The 15,815-nt window shown below is 57.3% G+C and carries 15 protein-coding genes; 14 read left to right on the forward strand and 1 reads right to left on the reverse strand.

Annotated features, from left to right (window positions below):
• The first annotated feature begins 15 nt into the window (after positions 1-15).
• Positions 16-1,245: a glycoside hydrolase family 28 protein gene (locus ACYVGR_RS29645; RefSeq protein WP_425291210.1), complete on the forward strand. Its 1,230-nt coding sequence runs from the start codon at positions 16-18 to the stop codon at positions 1,243-1,245.
• Positions 1,246-1,549: 304 nt separating this feature from the next.
• Here the strand turns inward: ACYVGR_RS29645 and ACYVGR_RS29650 are convergent, their stop codons facing one another.
• Positions 1,550-2,266: a substrate-binding domain-containing protein gene (locus ACYVGR_RS29650; RefSeq protein ID WP_460963611.1), complete on the reverse strand. Its 717-nt coding sequence runs from the start codon at positions 2,264-2,266 to the stop codon at positions 1,550-1,552.
• Positions 2,267-2,513: 247 nt separating this feature from the next.
• Between ACYVGR_RS29650 and ACYVGR_RS29655 the strand changes: the two genes are divergently transcribed.
• From ACYVGR_RS29655 to ACYVGR_RS29715, 13 genes are all read left to right on the forward strand, one after another.
• Entirely contained in the window at positions 2,514-3,035 is a 522-nt protein-coding gene (locus tag ACYVGR_RS29655) for a cupin domain-containing protein (protein ID WP_012931374.1), read from the forward strand.
• Positions 3,036-3,047: 12 nt separating this feature from the next.
• Positions 3,048-4,898, forward strand: coding sequence for a cytochrome c oxidase subunit I (locus ACYVGR_RS29660; RefSeq protein ID WP_460963612.1), 1,851 nt, complete (start codon positions 3,048-3,050; stop codon positions 4,896-4,898).
• Positions 4,899-4,973: 75 nt separating this feature from the next.
• A complete protein-coding gene (locus ACYVGR_RS29665) occupies positions 4,974-5,552 on the forward strand; it encodes a DUF308 domain-containing protein (protein ID WP_460963613.1) in 579 nt (192 codons plus the stop codon).
• A gap of 8 nt (positions 5,553-5,560) precedes the next feature.
• Positions 5,561-5,929, forward strand: a complete 369-nt coding sequence (locus ACYVGR_RS29670; protein WP_460963614.1) for a TSUP family transporter — start codon at positions 5,561-5,563, stop codon at positions 5,927-5,929.
• Positions 5,930-5,943: 14 nt separating this feature from the next.
• Complete coding sequence (locus ACYVGR_RS29675; RefSeq protein ID WP_460963615.1) at positions 5,944-7,020, forward strand: c-type cytochrome; 1,077 nt, start codon at positions 5,944-5,946, stop codon at positions 7,018-7,020.
• A gap of 63 nt (positions 7,021-7,083) precedes the next feature.
• Positions 7,084-7,539, forward strand: a complete 456-nt coding sequence (locus ACYVGR_RS29680) for a DsrE family protein (RefSeq protein ID WP_460963616.1) — start codon at positions 7,084-7,086, stop codon at positions 7,537-7,539.
• 151 nt (positions 7,540-7,690) lie between these two features.
• Positions 7,691-8,617, forward strand: a complete 927-nt coding sequence (locus ACYVGR_RS29685) for a molybdate ABC transporter substrate-binding protein (protein WP_106139114.1) — start codon at positions 7,691-7,693, stop codon at positions 8,615-8,617.
• An 84-nt stretch (positions 8,618-8,701) separates the two neighbouring features.
• Positions 8,702-9,856: a hypothetical protein gene (locus ACYVGR_RS29690; RefSeq protein ID WP_245882370.1), complete on the forward strand. Its 1,155-nt coding sequence runs from the start codon at positions 8,702-8,704 to the stop codon at positions 9,854-9,856.
• 65 nt (positions 9,857-9,921) lie between these two features.
• Entirely contained in the window at positions 9,922-11,367 is a 1,446-nt protein-coding gene (locus ACYVGR_RS29695; RefSeq protein ID WP_106139115.1) for a YncE family protein, read from the forward strand.
• A 64-nt stretch (positions 11,368-11,431) separates the two neighbouring features.
• Positions 11,432-12,079 carry a DUF305 domain-containing protein gene (locus ACYVGR_RS29700; protein WP_106139116.1) on the forward strand — a complete coding sequence of 216 codons (648 nt, stop codon included), beginning with the start codon at positions 11,432-11,434 and terminating at the stop codon, positions 12,077-12,079.
• Entirely contained in the window at positions 12,076-13,473 is a 1,398-nt protein-coding gene (locus ACYVGR_RS29705; protein WP_460963617.1) for a YncE family protein, read from the forward strand. Before ACYVGR_RS29700 ends, ACYVGR_RS29705 begins: the two co-directional genes overlap by 4 nt.
• A 222-nt stretch (positions 13,474-13,695) precedes the next feature.
• Positions 13,696-14,733, forward strand: a complete 1,038-nt coding sequence (locus ACYVGR_RS29710) for a sodium:calcium antiporter (protein ID WP_106139118.1) — start codon at positions 13,696-13,698, stop codon at positions 14,731-14,733.
• A 97-nt stretch (positions 14,734-14,830) separates the two neighbouring features.
• Positions 14,831-15,727: a LysR family transcriptional regulator gene (locus ACYVGR_RS29715; RefSeq protein ID WP_460963618.1), complete on the forward strand. Its 897-nt coding sequence runs from the start codon at positions 14,831-14,833 to the stop codon at positions 15,725-15,727.
• Positions 15,728-15,815: the final 88 nt, after the last annotated feature.

Below are 15,815 nucleotides of genomic sequence, written 5' to 3' on the forward strand. Positions count from 1 at the left end.
TCATTGGTCTGTTCTATGAGAACTATAAAATATAAATGGCTCCCAGCGTTCATACTAAGTGGTTGGTTATGGATGCTGTTAGCCTGTAGTCCGCAGGCTCAATCAAATCCTACTCCCACGTCGGTAACGCTTCACCTATTAGCCGACGGCACAACTGATCAGGCCAAATCCCTGCAACAAACCATTGACTCCTGCGGAGCGACCGGGGGTGGTACGCTGATTGTACCAGCCGGAAGATACCTGATCAGTCCTATCAGCCTGTGCAGCCGCGTTAATTTGCAACTGGCTTCAGGAGCCACGCTACTGGCCAGTACCAACGCGGCCGACTATACTCCTAAACTACCCAACCTAATCAATGGCGATTCCCTGACCGACGTGAGTCTAACCGGGACAGGTACCATTGACGGTAATGGGGCCGTCTGGTGGCAACGGTTTATCGACAGTGGTAAAACCCTGAACCGGCCACGCCTGATTTACCTGACCCGCTCCAGAAACGTAACCATCGATGGGCTGACGCTGATTAATTCGCCGTCGTTTCATCTGGTTCCCAGTCAGTGCCAGAACGTAACGATTCAGAACCTGACCATCACCGCCCCGTCCGACTCCCCCAACACGGACGGCATCGACCCGGCCAACTGCACCCACGTCCTGATCCAGAACTGCACCATTGACAATGGCGACGATAACATTGCTATCAAAGGCGGACGCAGTAATGGGCAGATCGTTCAACCCTGCCAGGATATCCAGATTCGGAACTGCCGGTTTCTGCACGGGCATGGCTTATCAGTAGGGAGTGAAACCTCCAGTGGGGTATCGAGTGTCTCGGTAACCAACTGCACGTTCACCGGTACGACCAATGGTATTCGCATTAAGTCGCAACCAGGATTGGGCGGGGCCATTCAGAACCTGTCGTACAGTCAGATTACCATGACCAACGTGACTAATCCGTTGATCATCGATCTGGCCTATTCGCTCAATAATAACAATGGCTACGCGAGTGACATCCCGTCGGTGTCGGGCCTGACCATCGACCAACTAAGTGTGACGGGCGCCAAAAACGCGGGGAGTCTGGTAGGGTTGACCAATAGCCTGCTCCAGAACCTGACTTTATCAAACCTGCAAATCAGCGCCCAGACGGGACTGGTGTTGCAAAACGCCCGCAATATAACGATGAGCGCCTACCGTATTCAGGTTAGCAGTGGGCAGTCGGTCATTGCTCAGAACGCTACGGGTACTGGCTTTTGATGAAATAACGGCTTCGTGCTTCAACCAATTTTTAGTAGGTTTATCGAGTTGGTAGCGAATTTATGGATGCTGATTAGTTGGGCAAATGCAGGTAAACGAAGAAGTGATTCTGTTTTTTTTCGTCCTTAAATGGAGATTTCGCTGAAACTGATCATCTCATTCCGAAATCGACTGACCACCTGTTTCGCTCTAAACTGACCACTTTAATCCCCTTTCCAACAAAGTGTTAGCTGTAATTTGATGAGCACCACTGGTGGTCAAAATGCTACGGAATCCACTGGTCAATACCTCTGAAATCTCCAGCTTAGTCCCAGCCCCATTTTTTAAATATTCCATGCCCAGCTTCGGAGCGCAGAAAATCGACAAACTGCCGGACTATAGCGGGTTGGCGAGTCGTTTTGCTCAGGGCAACGGGCGTGCCCCGGTAAACCGTTTCCGCAGCGGGCAACCGCACTAGGTCCGTCTCGGCCGTCAGCCGGTTGTGCCACGACGAGTAGGTGATCCAGGCATCGTAGCGGCTGTCCTGCTTCCAGGCGGCAATGCCCAGTGCTGAATTGGCAAACGACTGGCCGATGTTGGCCTGAATGCCGCCAATCAGCTTCTGCCGCCCGGCAAGATCTTCCCACAGCCCTAGTTGCCCCGCTCCGTTGACGTCCAGTAGCGTAATACCAGGGCGGGTCAGGTTGCGCAGGGTCTTGATGCCTTTGGGGTTGCCCGGACGGACCAGGATGGCTGCGGCCCGGCGGTAGAGTTCCGTGCGGCTACCGGCGTCGATGAGGTCAGGGTGGGCGGCTGTCAGTTGGGTCAGCATATATTCCGAGCCACCAAAGAACAGGTCGGCCCGCTGCTGCGCCTGCGGGAGCCAGTTGGCTTCGGGCCCAGCAATTACTTTAACCGGGTGGCCGGTTTGCTCGCCAAACAGCGTAGCGCATTCATTCATGGGACCCAGTGGTCCGCCGGGGCCGTAAACGTACAGCGTGTCGGTCGTGGTTTGGGCATCGGTCAGCAGGGGTGTCGTCATCAGCAGGGCGATTAACAGAGTTTTCATAGGCGATTTGTGGTTTTGGCGGCTAAATCCGGCATGGACTTATCCGCTATTTCTGGGGCAAAAGTGCGCCCGCCCGCTCAGTAATGTTCATGCTATTTCTGAATGGCCCCTTACGAATGGTGATTGGCACAGGTAGTCAAATTGGTGGACCTTTACCCCGGCTAACGAACAACGTTGTATCAAAATAACGTTGATTATTGACTTATTAAACTCCTTGTCCATGACTTTTTCAGCCACGAAAATCCAGCCGTTCAGCTGCTGGCTGCTGCCGCCTGACGACCAGCCCACGTCCGATGCCGTTCACCTCATCCGACACGACGGCTCGGCAGGTCCTAGCCGCCGGGAAGCCTACCCGCAGCCCTATCAGCTGCTGATGCTGGTGGTGGCTGGGACCGTCGTACAGACCGTCGATGAGCAGGTCTGTCTGCTTCAGGCTGGGGAACTCTGCTACGTGCGACCCGGCCAGGTGCAGGGCTGGACAATGGATGAGAACACCCGCGCTTATCTACTCTTCGTCCGCCCAACGCCGGGCCACCAGCCAGCTGACCCGACGGCCTGCCGCTGGTCGTTACCACCGACCGATTTCCGGCTGGGGCTGCTCGACCGGCTTTTCGGGCAGCTTCACGCCGTCTGCCACGCGAGTGGGGCTAACCGGCCGGAGCGGGTCACCGGTCGGCTGCGGCCGTTGCTGGGCTGCCTGGACCGGCTGCTGGCCGATACAGCCCGCTACCAACCCGATTAACCAATTTCCCTCATGACAACGGATCAACTTCCCGTGACCGCGCCGACGGCGACCGGCCACGAACCACACTCGTTCTGGACCCGCTACGTCTTCAGCACCGACCACAAGACGATTGCCAAACAGTTTCTACTGACGGGCATGGCCTGGGCCGTGATTGGCGGGGGAGCATCCATGCTTATCCGGCTTCAACTGGGCTTTCCCAGTCTGCACCTGCCCATTCTGCACGCGCTGCTGGGCCGCTACACGTCCGAGTCAGGGCAGCTCACCCCCGACGGCTACCTGGGGCTGGTGTCGATGCACGGGGCTATTATGATGTTTTTCGTGCTGACGGCGGGGCTGAGCGGCACGTTCAGCAACCTGCTCATTCCACTTCAGATTGGTGCCCGGGATATGGCGTCCGGTTTCATCAATAGGCTTTCCTACTGGTTTTTCTTTGCGGCCAGCGCGGTCATGTTTTCCGTGTTTTTAGTCGAAACGGGGCCACCCGAAGGGGGCTGGACGGTTTACCCACCCTTGAGCGCGCTACCTCAGGCATCGGGTGGGTCGGGGCTGGGTATGGTGCTATATCTGCTGGCCTTCGCCTTCTTCGTCGTCTCCACGCTGCTTGGGGGCATCAACTACATCGCCACGGTGATCAACTATCGTACGCGGGGGATGTCAATGAGCCGCCTGCCGCTGACGGTCTGGGCGTTTCTGTTCACCGCCATCATCGCTACGATGGCCTTTCCTGTGCTGCTGTCGGCATTTCTGCTGCTATTTTTCGACAACTCGATGGGCACTAGTTTCTTTCTCAGCGAGATATACGTGGGCGGGCAGGCGCTGCCCGAAACGGGTGGCTCGCCCATTCTCTACCAACATCTGTTCTGGTTTCTGGGACACCCCGAAGTCTACATCATCTTTCTACCCGCCCTGGGGATTGCCTCCGAAGTCATCGCTACCAACGCCCGAAAACCCATTTTTGGCTACCGGGCTATGATTCTTTCGATGGGAGCCATTGTTTTTCTGTCGTTCGTAGTCTGGGCGCATCATATGTTCGTGTCGGGCATGAATCCGTTTCTGGGGTCGATCTTCATGTTTCTGACGCTGGTGATTGCCGTGCCCTCAGCGGTAAAAGGCTTTAACTACATCACCACCCTGTGGCGGGGCAACATTCGCTTTACCCCCGCCATGCTATTCGCTATTGGGCTGGTATCGTTTCTATTCACCGGGGGCGTAACGGGTATCGTGCTGGGTAATTCGGTGCTCGACATTCAGTTGCACGACACCTATTTCGTGGTCGCCCACTTCCACCTGATTATGGGGTCGGCTTCGTTTTTCGGCACGATGGCGGGTATTTATCATTGGTATCCCAAGTTGTTTGGCCGGATGATGAGTGCCAACTGGGGCTACGTGCATTTCTGGCTGACGTTTGCGGGAGTATACCTGGTCTTTTTTTCCATGCACTACCTGGGCATTGCGGGCTTTCCGCGTCGGTATTACGCCTTCACCAGCTACGATTTTACCCACGCCTTCGCCGACATGAACGCCTTTATCAGCCTGGCAGCATTCGTCACCTTCGGCGCGCAGTTCATTTTTCTGGTCAACTTTTTCGGGAGTATGTTCCGGGGAAAGCGCGCCCCGCAAAACCCCTGGCACTCGAATACACTCGAATGGACGACGCCCATCGTGCCGCCCCACGGCAACTGGCCGGACGAGCTGCCGCTGGTGTACCGCTGGCCCTACGACTACAGCAAACCCGGGGCGCCCGACGATTTTATTCCGCAGACGGTACCCTATGCGCTGACGCCCGAATCGAACCTGCCCCATGAGCAGGCGCTGGTGTCGGCGGAGCGTGAACTGAGCTTAGTTCAGAATCGGGCATAACCATTTGTGATTGGCCGGGTTAGCTCTAAACAATGACCTTTGTTTCAATCAACCGGGGCACCTGCCCTTATGACCATGAAAACCCTACATCACCCTGCTCAGCCCTGGTGGCTCATGCACCTGCACAACGTTTGTTACGCGCTGATGGGCGTCGCCCTGCTCATTCACCCGACGGAAACCTCACCCCTGCGGACCGGGCTGCTCGGTGGCCTGCTATTGCTGGCGGGCATCTGCACGCTGACGCTGGGCATGCACCGTCGGCAGCGGGGTGACACCGATAACCTGTGGTTCATTCTCTCCAGTGGCCGCGACATTATTTTCGGCGTCTGGCTGCTGGCGGTGATGAATCAGCCGATGGGCGCTATGATCAACACCATCGGGCTGTGGGCCATCATCTACGCCTTTTTGCAGGCCATCGAAGCCAACTTTTACTTCCTGGGTACCCGCGCCAACGAAGACAAAGACTACTGGGTCGAAGTCATCCACTTTGCTTGCGTCTTCATCGCCGGGGGCTTTGCCTTCCTGCTCATCATGCGCCCCGACGGACTGACGGCCAGCCTGGGCTACGTGGGGCTGTTTCTGGTGGGGCTAGGGTTGGTGCAGGAACTCCTCACCCGGATGCTTCAGCGCGACGCCACCCGCTACGTTAACTAAGCCGCACCATGACACATGTCCTGCTCTTAGTACTGCTGGGTCTGGTGGCCGGGGCGCTGAGTGGCCTGATCGGCATCGGGGGCGGCATCATCATCGTACCGGCCCTGGTACTGCTGTTCGGCTTCTCACAGATCACCGCGCAGGGAACGGCCCTGGCCACGCTAATTCCGCCCGTTGGCCTTTTAGCCGCTTACGCGTACTACCGCGAGGGAGCCATCGATCTGCACGCGGCCATCTGGATTGCGGCTGGCTTTCTGATCGGCGGCTTCTTCGGGGCCAAAATCGCGACGGCCATCCCGGTCAACCTGCTGACCAAAGGCTTTGCCCTGCTGCTCGTCTTTATCGCCGTGAAACTGTGGTTCGGTGGTGCTCACTAACTAATTTCTTTTTGATGAATACTAACCCAACACCCCCCAACCCCTTTCGTCGGCTCGTCCGGTTGCTCATGGCCCTGGGTGGGCTAACGGCCCTATTAGTCGTGGGCCTACTGCTGACGCTGATGCTGTGGCTGAACGGCTCGGCCACGCAGCCGGTGGCGCTGGCGAGGGCCACCCGCACGCCGGTGAGCACGGCCGCGTCGACTGCCCCGGCCGCGCAGCCTAAACCCGCCTACTGGCACCCGCCCGGCGACAGCCAGTTACCCGCGGGTGAAGCAGGCAGGCGAGTCAGCTACGGTCGCGAACTAGTGGCGCACACGGCGAAATACCTCGGTCCGGCGGGGTCGGTGAGGCACCTGTCCAACGGCATGAACTGCCAGAACTGCCACCTCGACGCCGGTACGAAGGTGCTGGGCAACAACTATTCGGCCGTTTTCTCGACCTACCCCAAATACCGCGAACGGTCGGGCACCAAAGAAACCATCGTCAAGCGCATCCGCGACTGTTTCGAGCGCAGCCTCAACGGACGCTCGCCCGACAGCAGCAGCCGCGAAATGCGGGCGATGGTAGCCTACATGAAATGGCTGGGCACCGGTGTACCCAAAGGCGACAAACCTAACGGGGCCGGGCTAGAAAAGCTGGCTTACCTTGACCGGGCCGCCAGCCCCGACAAAGGTAAGCTGGTGTACACCACCAAATGCCAGAGCTGCCACGGGGCCAAGGGGGAAGGTATTACCGTCGCGGGCGACGCCCAGTATACCTACCCGCCCCTGTGGGGTCCCCACAGCTACAACGACGGCGCGGGCCTGTTCCGGCTGTCGAACTTTGCGGGCTACGTCAAGAACAATATGCCGTTTGGAGCCAGCTACGAAAGTCCGATGCTGACCGACGCGGAAGCCTGGGACGTGGCCGCGTTCATCAACTCGATGCCCCGGCCCCACCGGGACCAGCGTCACGACTGGCCCAAACCAGCCGCCAAGCCCGTCGATTTTCCCTTCGCGCCTTACGCCGATTCATTCAGCGAAAAGCAGCACAAATACGGCCCCTACCAGCCTATCGCCGACGCGAAAAAGAAAGCGACAAAGGCATAAAGTTATCCCGTTTCCAGCGGGTAAACCAACGTTAATTCTCAACTTTTTAACAACAAACCTGGCATGAAGACTCTGAAAATTCTGCTCCTCACCGCCTGTATCGGCGCAACGCTACCCACAATGGCCCAGATCACCAACCCCGCCACCTTTCACGGTGCCGACGCTACCAAATCGACCTACCGGGCCGTCTATCAGCTCGACAATGAAGAGCCGGATCGAATCAAAGGTACGCTCCGCAACATCCAGAATGCCATCAACGACCCGCGCCTAAAGGGTAAACTACAGCTCGAACTCGTGGTGTTCGGGGCGGGGGTTGCAGCTTTCAAAAAAGAGAGTGGCTACGAAGAAACGGTGAAGAAACTCCAGGACCAGGGCGTGGTGCTGGCGATGTGCGAAAACACCATGCGCGAACGCAAAATCACCAAAGATGAGCTGTTTCCCTTCCTTTCCTACGTGCCCAGCGGCAACGGCGAACTGATCATCCGGGGGCAGGACGGCTGGACGATTATACACCCTTAAAAAGTCTATGGTATTCAGGTTACGGCTTACGGTGGTCAGACGAGTCGATATGCCGTACGTCTCGTGGGAACATCGATGCGCCAGTCCCGGCAGGTCCGCCGGTGCGGGGGAACCGCAACTGAAAACCGAAATTCAAAAACTATAAACTCCTATGAAACTCCCCCTTCTGACCGCCCTGCTGATGAGCACTCTGTCAACCCAGGCCCAGCCGATGGCCGATAAACCCCACCGCTACGACCCACCCTGGAACGAGCCGCCCACCGGGGGCGTGTCGTTTACCGTACCCGGCGTCGACAATGTACCCGACCTCTACGGCGACATCGTCAACCCCCAACTTGTCGTCTTTATGGGCGGCAATCAGTTTATGGTGCTCGATGAACTGCTGACGGCCTTTAAAAAGCAGTACCCGGCCTACACCCGTATTTTCGTGGAAACGCTGCCGCCGGGTATCTTAGCGAAGCAGATGAACAGCGGCTCCATCGTCATCGGCAACATGCGGATCGACCACCAGCCCGACGTGTACCTGGGCGGTAAAAAACGCGTCGAGGAAAACCGCGACAAACTCAACGGCATCGTCACCTACGCCCGTAATAAACTGGCGATCATGGTCAGAAAAGGGAATCCGAAGCAGGTGAAAACGCTCAACGATCTGGGTCGGGCCGACCTGCGGGTAAGTATGCCCAACCCGGCCTGGGAGGGTATCGGTGGGCGCATCGAGGAAGCCTACGTCAAGGCCGGGGGCGACGCGCTGAAGTCGGCCATCATGCAGCAGAAAGTAAGCGACAAAACCACCTTTCTGACCCAGATTCACCACCGGCAGACGCCCATGCGGGTGCTGTACGATCAGTCCGACGCGGGGCCGGTCTGGTACACCGAAGCGTTTTACCAGCAGATGCTAAAGAACCCGGTTGACCTTGTACCGATTCCCGACAACCACAACGTGGTAGCCGAGTACATGGGTGGTGTCGTCAAAACGGCCCCACACGCCCAGGCCGGTGCCGACTTCGTGAACTTCCTGATGAGCCCAACGGGCCAGGCGATCTACAAAAAGTACGGCTTCATGCCCCCAAAATTGTAAGGACCAGCCCATTGCCGACGCAACCTCTGCACCGGTCTGTCCGTATCAGTCCATAATGTCATCACGTCTAAAAAAAGCATAAAAATGATTGTACCCAAATCACTACTGATTGGCATGCTGGCGCTGAGTGCCACAGCCTGTATGGATCACCGGGAGCCGCCAATCGACTTCTCGCCGACGGTTCACATTGTCTCGCCCGTAGCCAACGCCCGCGTAGCCCGGGGGGACGGCCGACCAGGAGCCGGTAGTTTCAACGGTAGCGGTTTCGAGATCAACGTGGAAGTAATTACCCACGACTCGGTCAACGTTATTACCAACGAAAGTCTGAACATCCGTAACACGGCCCTGCTGGGTAATCCCAATCCCAATATGCCGGGACTCACGGTTACCTTCGACACGGATCTGATCAAGCCCGACGGGGGGATCATTCCGAAAAACACGAATCTGGCGAACCTGTTCAACATTGCCGGTACCGACGACACTCCCGGTGCAGGCGTCACGATGTGGACCGGGTGGCACGTCCTGGAATCGCTGCCGGTGGATGTCAGCCAGTTCACCATCACAGTATCGGTTCAGGATAAGGCGGGCAAAACGGGTACCGATAAAATTACCCTTGCCGTTGCCAGCGGTGCCGGTGTGGCTACCAGCGGACAGGCCTTGACCCCGCTCCCTCTACCAACCCTCAACACGACCGGAGCCGATAATCCGGCTGGACCGGTGGTGACGATACTGGCGCCCCGTACGCCTTCCAGCGTAGCAACCGGCCCCACTGCCGCCCCGACCCCACCCACCAACGCATCGCTGTTTTTCGTCCAGGTATCCGCCCTCGACGTAAGCCGGGCGGGCATTGGCGTCAATGAAAACGGGGATGGACGCGATGACGCGACCCGGGGGACGATTGTTGACCCTACCCAGTCTTCCAAAGGGCCTAATCGCTACGTGACCGGGCTGACGGTGACCTTCGACGTCCCCCTGTTGCAACCCACTGGCAACATCATCGTGGCTGGCGACAACCTGGCCCCCGTATTCAACATTGCGGGTAGCGAACTGGATCCAACCGGGTACGTGCGCACGACCTTCGGTTGGGTCGTTGGTGGCTCGCTACTGCTGCCGCCGGGCAAAACGTCGGTTACGATTACCGCGCGGGTAACGGATAACACGGGCAAAACCGGAACCGCAACCCGCGTCGTGCAGATCAGTCCCGTTGTCAATGGACAGCGATTAACGCCGAATTCATAGTCTAGAACGCCCGGTACCGGGCGTTTTGGCTTATCTTTAGGTTCACCTCAACCCGAAAACAACCCATGCGCTATTTTATCCTGCTGCTCGTCACTAGTTTATTGACTGGCTGCGACCACAAACTGGACCCCACTCTTCCGGGAGACACCAATCCGGTGATGATTTCGTCGCTGGACCGGGTGTACACCGCCGATCAGAGTTCCAATACCGTTTCCGTTATTGATCCCTCCACCGACAAACTGCTGGGGCAGATCAAATTCGGTACCGGTCGCCCCGATCATCTAAGTCCACTCTACAACCACGAGGTAAATGTGCATGGGCTGGGCGTTTCGCCCGACAATCGGTATCTGGCCGTGGTGTCCACGCTCACTAATTCGGTTTCCTTTGTGGATTTGATGACCAATCTGGTCAGCATGAAAACCTACGTGGGCCGCAACCCACACGAAGGTTTTTTCTCGCCTGACGGCAAGCAGTACTGGCTGGCCGTGCGGGGCGAAAACTACGTTTCCGTCATTGATATGAGCACCCAGCAGGAAATTAGGCGGGTCGTTACAGCGAACGGGCCCAGCATGGTCGTCTTTCGGCCCGATGGGCTGGTGGCCTTCGTGAATCATTCGTTTACCGCAGAAATCGACGTCATCGATACCAAAACCTACCAGGTAATCAAACGTGTTCCGGTGGTGAGCCCGTTTTCGCCCAACCTGGCGGCCACCTTCGACGGCAATCAGGTCTGGTTTACCCACAAGGACGTTGGTAAAGTCAGTGTGCTCAATGCCCGAACGTATGAAATTGAAGGCGTGATTGATACCGGGCCCGGCACCAACCACGTGAACTTTGCCGGTCCTGACGGGGGTACCCGTTACAGCGGCAGTGCGGCCGGTGCGTTTGCCTACGTAACCGTCGGCGGGGAAAACGCGGTGAAGGTTTATAGCCGGGACCGGCAGTTGGTGTCCACCATACCGACGGGTCCCAATCCCCACGGCGTCTGGCCATCGGGCGACGGCAGTAAGGTGTACGTTGGCCTGGAGAACGGCGATGCCGTCGACGTGATCGACACCAAAACGAACACGAAGCGAACGGAAATCGCCAGCGGCCAGGCTCCCCAGGCACTCATCTACGTGGTGAAAGCGGTGCCGCCCCCCGCCACGGGCCTGACGAATCTGGTTCCCCTGGCCAGTGGGCCGCCCCTTAACGTGCGCCTGAGCCCGGTGGGAACCCCGCCCGTTCCAGGGGTGGGGGGTGGAGTAACGCTTCGCACCATCGATGGGGTGGATGAAGCAATTCTGATGCTCAAGAAACTGGCTCCCACGACGACGTATACCCTATACCTGTCCGATCAGAAAACCGTGGCGGTTAACCCGGAGGCCGTGCTGAGTTTCACCACTGACGATCAGGGGGCGGTGGAGACCTATGCCTATTACCAGATAAAGCTGCGATTGACGGGCCGGTATATGCTGGTTCTGCAGGGCGACAAAAACCCGGCCGCTGCGGTGGTGCTGAGTACACCCTGATCGGCCGCAGGAGCACCGGGGATGTTCCCCGGACAAACCAGTTCGTGTCCAGATTCACGACTCTTTGCCTGTCAACTCAACGTATATGGTCTATCGATTTGTGTTCTTGTTCACCCTACTAACCGTTACCACGGCCCACGCCCAGCACCACCCGATGCATGCCGCTACCGCGATGGTCAGCCCGTTCAACCGGATGATGGACAGCATGATGGTCTGCATGGATACGGTGCCAGCCAGCCCATCGGCCGACCAGTATTTTTTGGCTCTGATGCTGCCCCACCATCAGGGAGCGGTCGACATGGCGACGTATGAAATCAGTCACGGTCGGAACACCCAGCTAGTGCAAATGGCGAAGAGTATCCGGGCGGAGCAGCAGATCGACATGCAATGGATGAACCGCTGGCTACGGGATTTGACTCACGTTCAGACCTCTGACCCGGATCACGTCCGGCTACAGGGACAGGCTATGATGACCATGATGAAGCAGCTACCCCCCGCCGGTCTGTTACGTGATACGGATCAGGCATTTGCCCGGCTCATGGTCCCTCACCACCAGGCTGCGGTCGTGATGGCACAGATCGTCATCCGATACGGTCAGGACCCGGCGGTCAGGCGATACGCCGAACGGCTGATTTCGGCGGAACAGATCGAGATTGATCAACTACATGAATTCATCGATTCCAGGAAAAATCAAGCTAAACAAGTTAAATGAACGGAAGAACCTTTTTATTTTTTGCCCTCATCGGCGCGGCTTCGTACCGCGTCCAGGCGCAAACGGTATATGCACAGGACCGGGTTTATGCGGCCAATCAGATATCCAATACCGTATCCGTCATTGATCCGGCCACGCAGAAACTACTGGGCGAAATTCCGCTGGGCAAACCCCAGCCGGACATTCTCTCCGCGCTCTATAAGGGGCAGGCACTAGTACATGGCTTGGGCTACAGCCCCCGCCGAAAAATGCTGACCGTCGTATCGATTGGGTCCAACTCGGTCACGCTCATCTCAACGCAGGATAATCGTATTCTGAAAACAATTTACGTGGGTCGGGCACCCCATGAAGCTACTTTTACGCCCGATGGTAACCAAATCTGGGTGTCGGTTCGGGGGGAAGCTTACCTCAGCGTGATCGACGCTACGCAATTGAAGGAGATCGGACGCATTGCGGTATCCGACGGACCGGGGATGGTCGCTTTCAGTCCCGATGGGAAGACGGCTTACGTTTGTTCCAGTTTCACCCCCCAGCTCGACATCATTGACCGGTCTACCCAAAAGCGGATCAAATCGCTGCCCGTTGTCAGTCCGTTTTCGCCCAATATTTTTGCCAGCCCGGATGGGAACTGGGTCGCGTTTACGCACAAAGACGTGGGAAAAACAACGGTTCTCAATGCCCGGACCCGGCAGATTGAAAAAGTCCTGCCATCCGGCCCGATTTCCAATCACGTAACGTTCACGGTGCTCAACAACGAACCCCTGATGCTGGTGACGGTGGGTGGCGAAAACAAACTGAAGGTGTACCGGATCAATCAGGGTTTTGCGCTGACGGACAGCGTATCAACGGGCTCATTACCCCACGGCGTCTGGCCGACAGGCGACGGCAGGCAGGTGTACGTTGGCCTGGAGAATGACGATGCCGTTCAGGCTATTGATCTGCAAACGATGGCGGTTCTGAAAACCATTCCCATTGGTCAGTGTCCGCAGGCCCTGCTTTACGCGACTAAGGCAACGACCTTAGCCAGCCCGTCGGTAACGGGCTTGGTCCCCCTTGGCGACAAGAGCCACTCGCAGGTGATTGCGATGACGCCGGTTGCCGGTGGATTAGCGAAAGGGAGTGTCGTTGTCCGCAGCATTGGCCTGACTGACTTGGCTCTGCAAACGTTTACGCACCTGTTACCAAACACAACATATACTCTGGCGCTGACCCGCTCGGCACAGGCCCCTTACCGGAGCGATACCCCGATCAATGAATTCAAAACGGACGAGAAAGGCATGTTTACCGGGCAGTCGACGGGGAGTATCAAGACGATGGTCCGGCCAGAAAAACCAGCCGATTATCGGTATGTTGTTTTGTTTTCAGGTGGCCAGGCGGTACTGATTGGCCGATGATCTCGACGTTTGCCGTGATGTTATGGTAGTCACCGAAATAGCTGATCAATTAATTTATGTAGTCCCGACAAGCACCCTGTCAGGCCGACGATACAGGCGATAAAAACAGTTCCTCATGCATGTACTGGAACCGATTCGCAAACGCACCAATGAGTCAGGCTAGGCAGGTTATCACAAAAATTACAGCCGCATCGGCGGTTCGATTCATTCCCCAGCCTGACTATGTTTCAGTCGCTCTCGTTACCACTTTTATTATTGATCTTTGCCGGGGGCGCTGCCGTTGTCTGGCGGGCGGGCATTTCCCTTTCCAACACCACCGATTCGCTCGACAAACGCTTTAAACTGGGCGAAGCGTTAGGCGGTACTATTATCCTGGCCATCGTCACGAACCTGCCCGAAATTGCTATTACCGTCAGCGCAGCACTCAGCGACAAAATCGAACTAGCGGTGGGTAATATCCTGGGCGGTATTGCCTTGCAAACCGTCGTGCTGGTGCTGCTCGATGCGGTGGGGATAGGCAAGCAGGATACGCTCACCGCGAAGCAATCGTCGCTGACACTGGTGCTGGAGGGAGCCCTGGTCATTGCCATGCTGACGCTGGTCGTTATAGGGCATCAGCTCCCGAAGGACCTTATTTTTGCTCGGCTCACGCCCGACAGTCTGCTGCTCGTCGGCACATGGGTGGTGGGTGTCTGGCTTACTGGTAAAGCACAGAAGGGCCTTCCCTGGCGGACAAACCCGCCCGAAAAAGTTCCCGAGAAAGACGATGATACGTCTGATAAACGCAGCACGGGTAAGATGCTCCTTGTTTTCGGCGTAGCGGCCTTGGCGACGCTGGCGGGCGGGGTAGCACTGGAAGAAAGCGGGGATGCGATGTCGAAAACGCTGGGCATGGATGGCGTCATTTTCGGAGCGACCATCCTCGCTGCGGCCACGTCCCTGCCCGAAGTATCGACGGGTCTGGCCGCCGTTAAACTAAAGGACTATACGCTGGCAGTCAGCGATATTTTCGGCGGTAATGCATTCCTACCGGTGTTGTTGGTGCTGGCAACCGTGATTACAGGCAAGCCAGTGCTGCCGACAGCCCAGAAGAGCGATATTTACCTGACTGGACTGGGCATACTGGTCACGATTCCCTATCTCTACGGTGCGCTGTTCCGGCCTAAACGGCAGATCGCCCGCATGGGGCTGGACTCATTCGTGGTACTGATTGTCTATGTCATTGGCGCCGCCGGGCTGTTTCTGATCGCAAAGAAATGACAGCCGACAGATTCTTATTGATACGAGCTGACCAGTCATCACGCTATGAGTAAGTCCGGTTGCATTTTCTGATTTATTAGTTCACTCATACGCATTTATGTTCGACTTTCGCCTAACCGTTTTTTATACCGTGGCCCGGCGGCTGAGCTTTACCAAAGCGGCCGCCGAGCTGTTTGTAACCCAGCCCGCCGTCACCAAGCACATTCAGGAACTGGAAAGTCAATTGGGCACGGCCCTCTTCGACCGGCGGGGTAATCAGATCAGCCTGACTACGGCGGGCAACGTATTACTGCGCCATGCTGAAACCATCATGGGCGTGTACCGGCAGATCGAGTTTGACCTCAACGAATTGAAGGGAAAGCCCGGCGGACGACTGCGGCTGGGGGCCAGTTCCACCATCGCCCAGTACGTCATTCCGGCGGTGCTGGCCCGCTTCGGCGAGCAGTTCCCGGACGTCACGCTGTCGCTGCTGAGTGGCAACACCGAGCAGATCGAACAGGCACTGCTCCACGACGAGATTGACCTGGGACTGGTGGAAGGCCGTACCCACCACAGCGACGTTCGCTACACGCCCTTCGTGAAGGACGAACTGGTGTTGGTCTGTCGCGCGGATCACCCGCTGGCCGGACGCGACGAGATCACGCTGGACGAGCTGAAGACGGTGCCACTGGTACTGCGCGAACCGGGGTCGGGCTCCCGGGAGGTGGTCGAACACGCGCTGCGCGGGGCGGGCCTGCGCCCGACGGAGTTGCGACAGGCGATGCAACTGGGCAGCACTGAGGGTATCAAAACGTACCTGAGCAGTTCATCGGGCATGGCCTTCGTGTCGATCTTCGCCTTGCCAAACGAACTGAAAAGCGGGACGCTGCGCGTACTCGATGTGGCCGATCTGACGATCGAGCGCGATTTTTACGCGATCCAGTTACAAGGGATGAGTGAAGGGCTGGCCGATACGTTCATGCGCTTTGTCCGGCGGCAGTATAACGCCCGGTAATTGGGCATCAGTAGCCGTGATTGGCCCCGGTGGTATAGGGGCGGTACCTTTGTTGTAGACAAATCAGGACACGTAATGAACACTGCCC

It is taken from the genome of Spirosoma litoris (assembly GCF_054776755.1).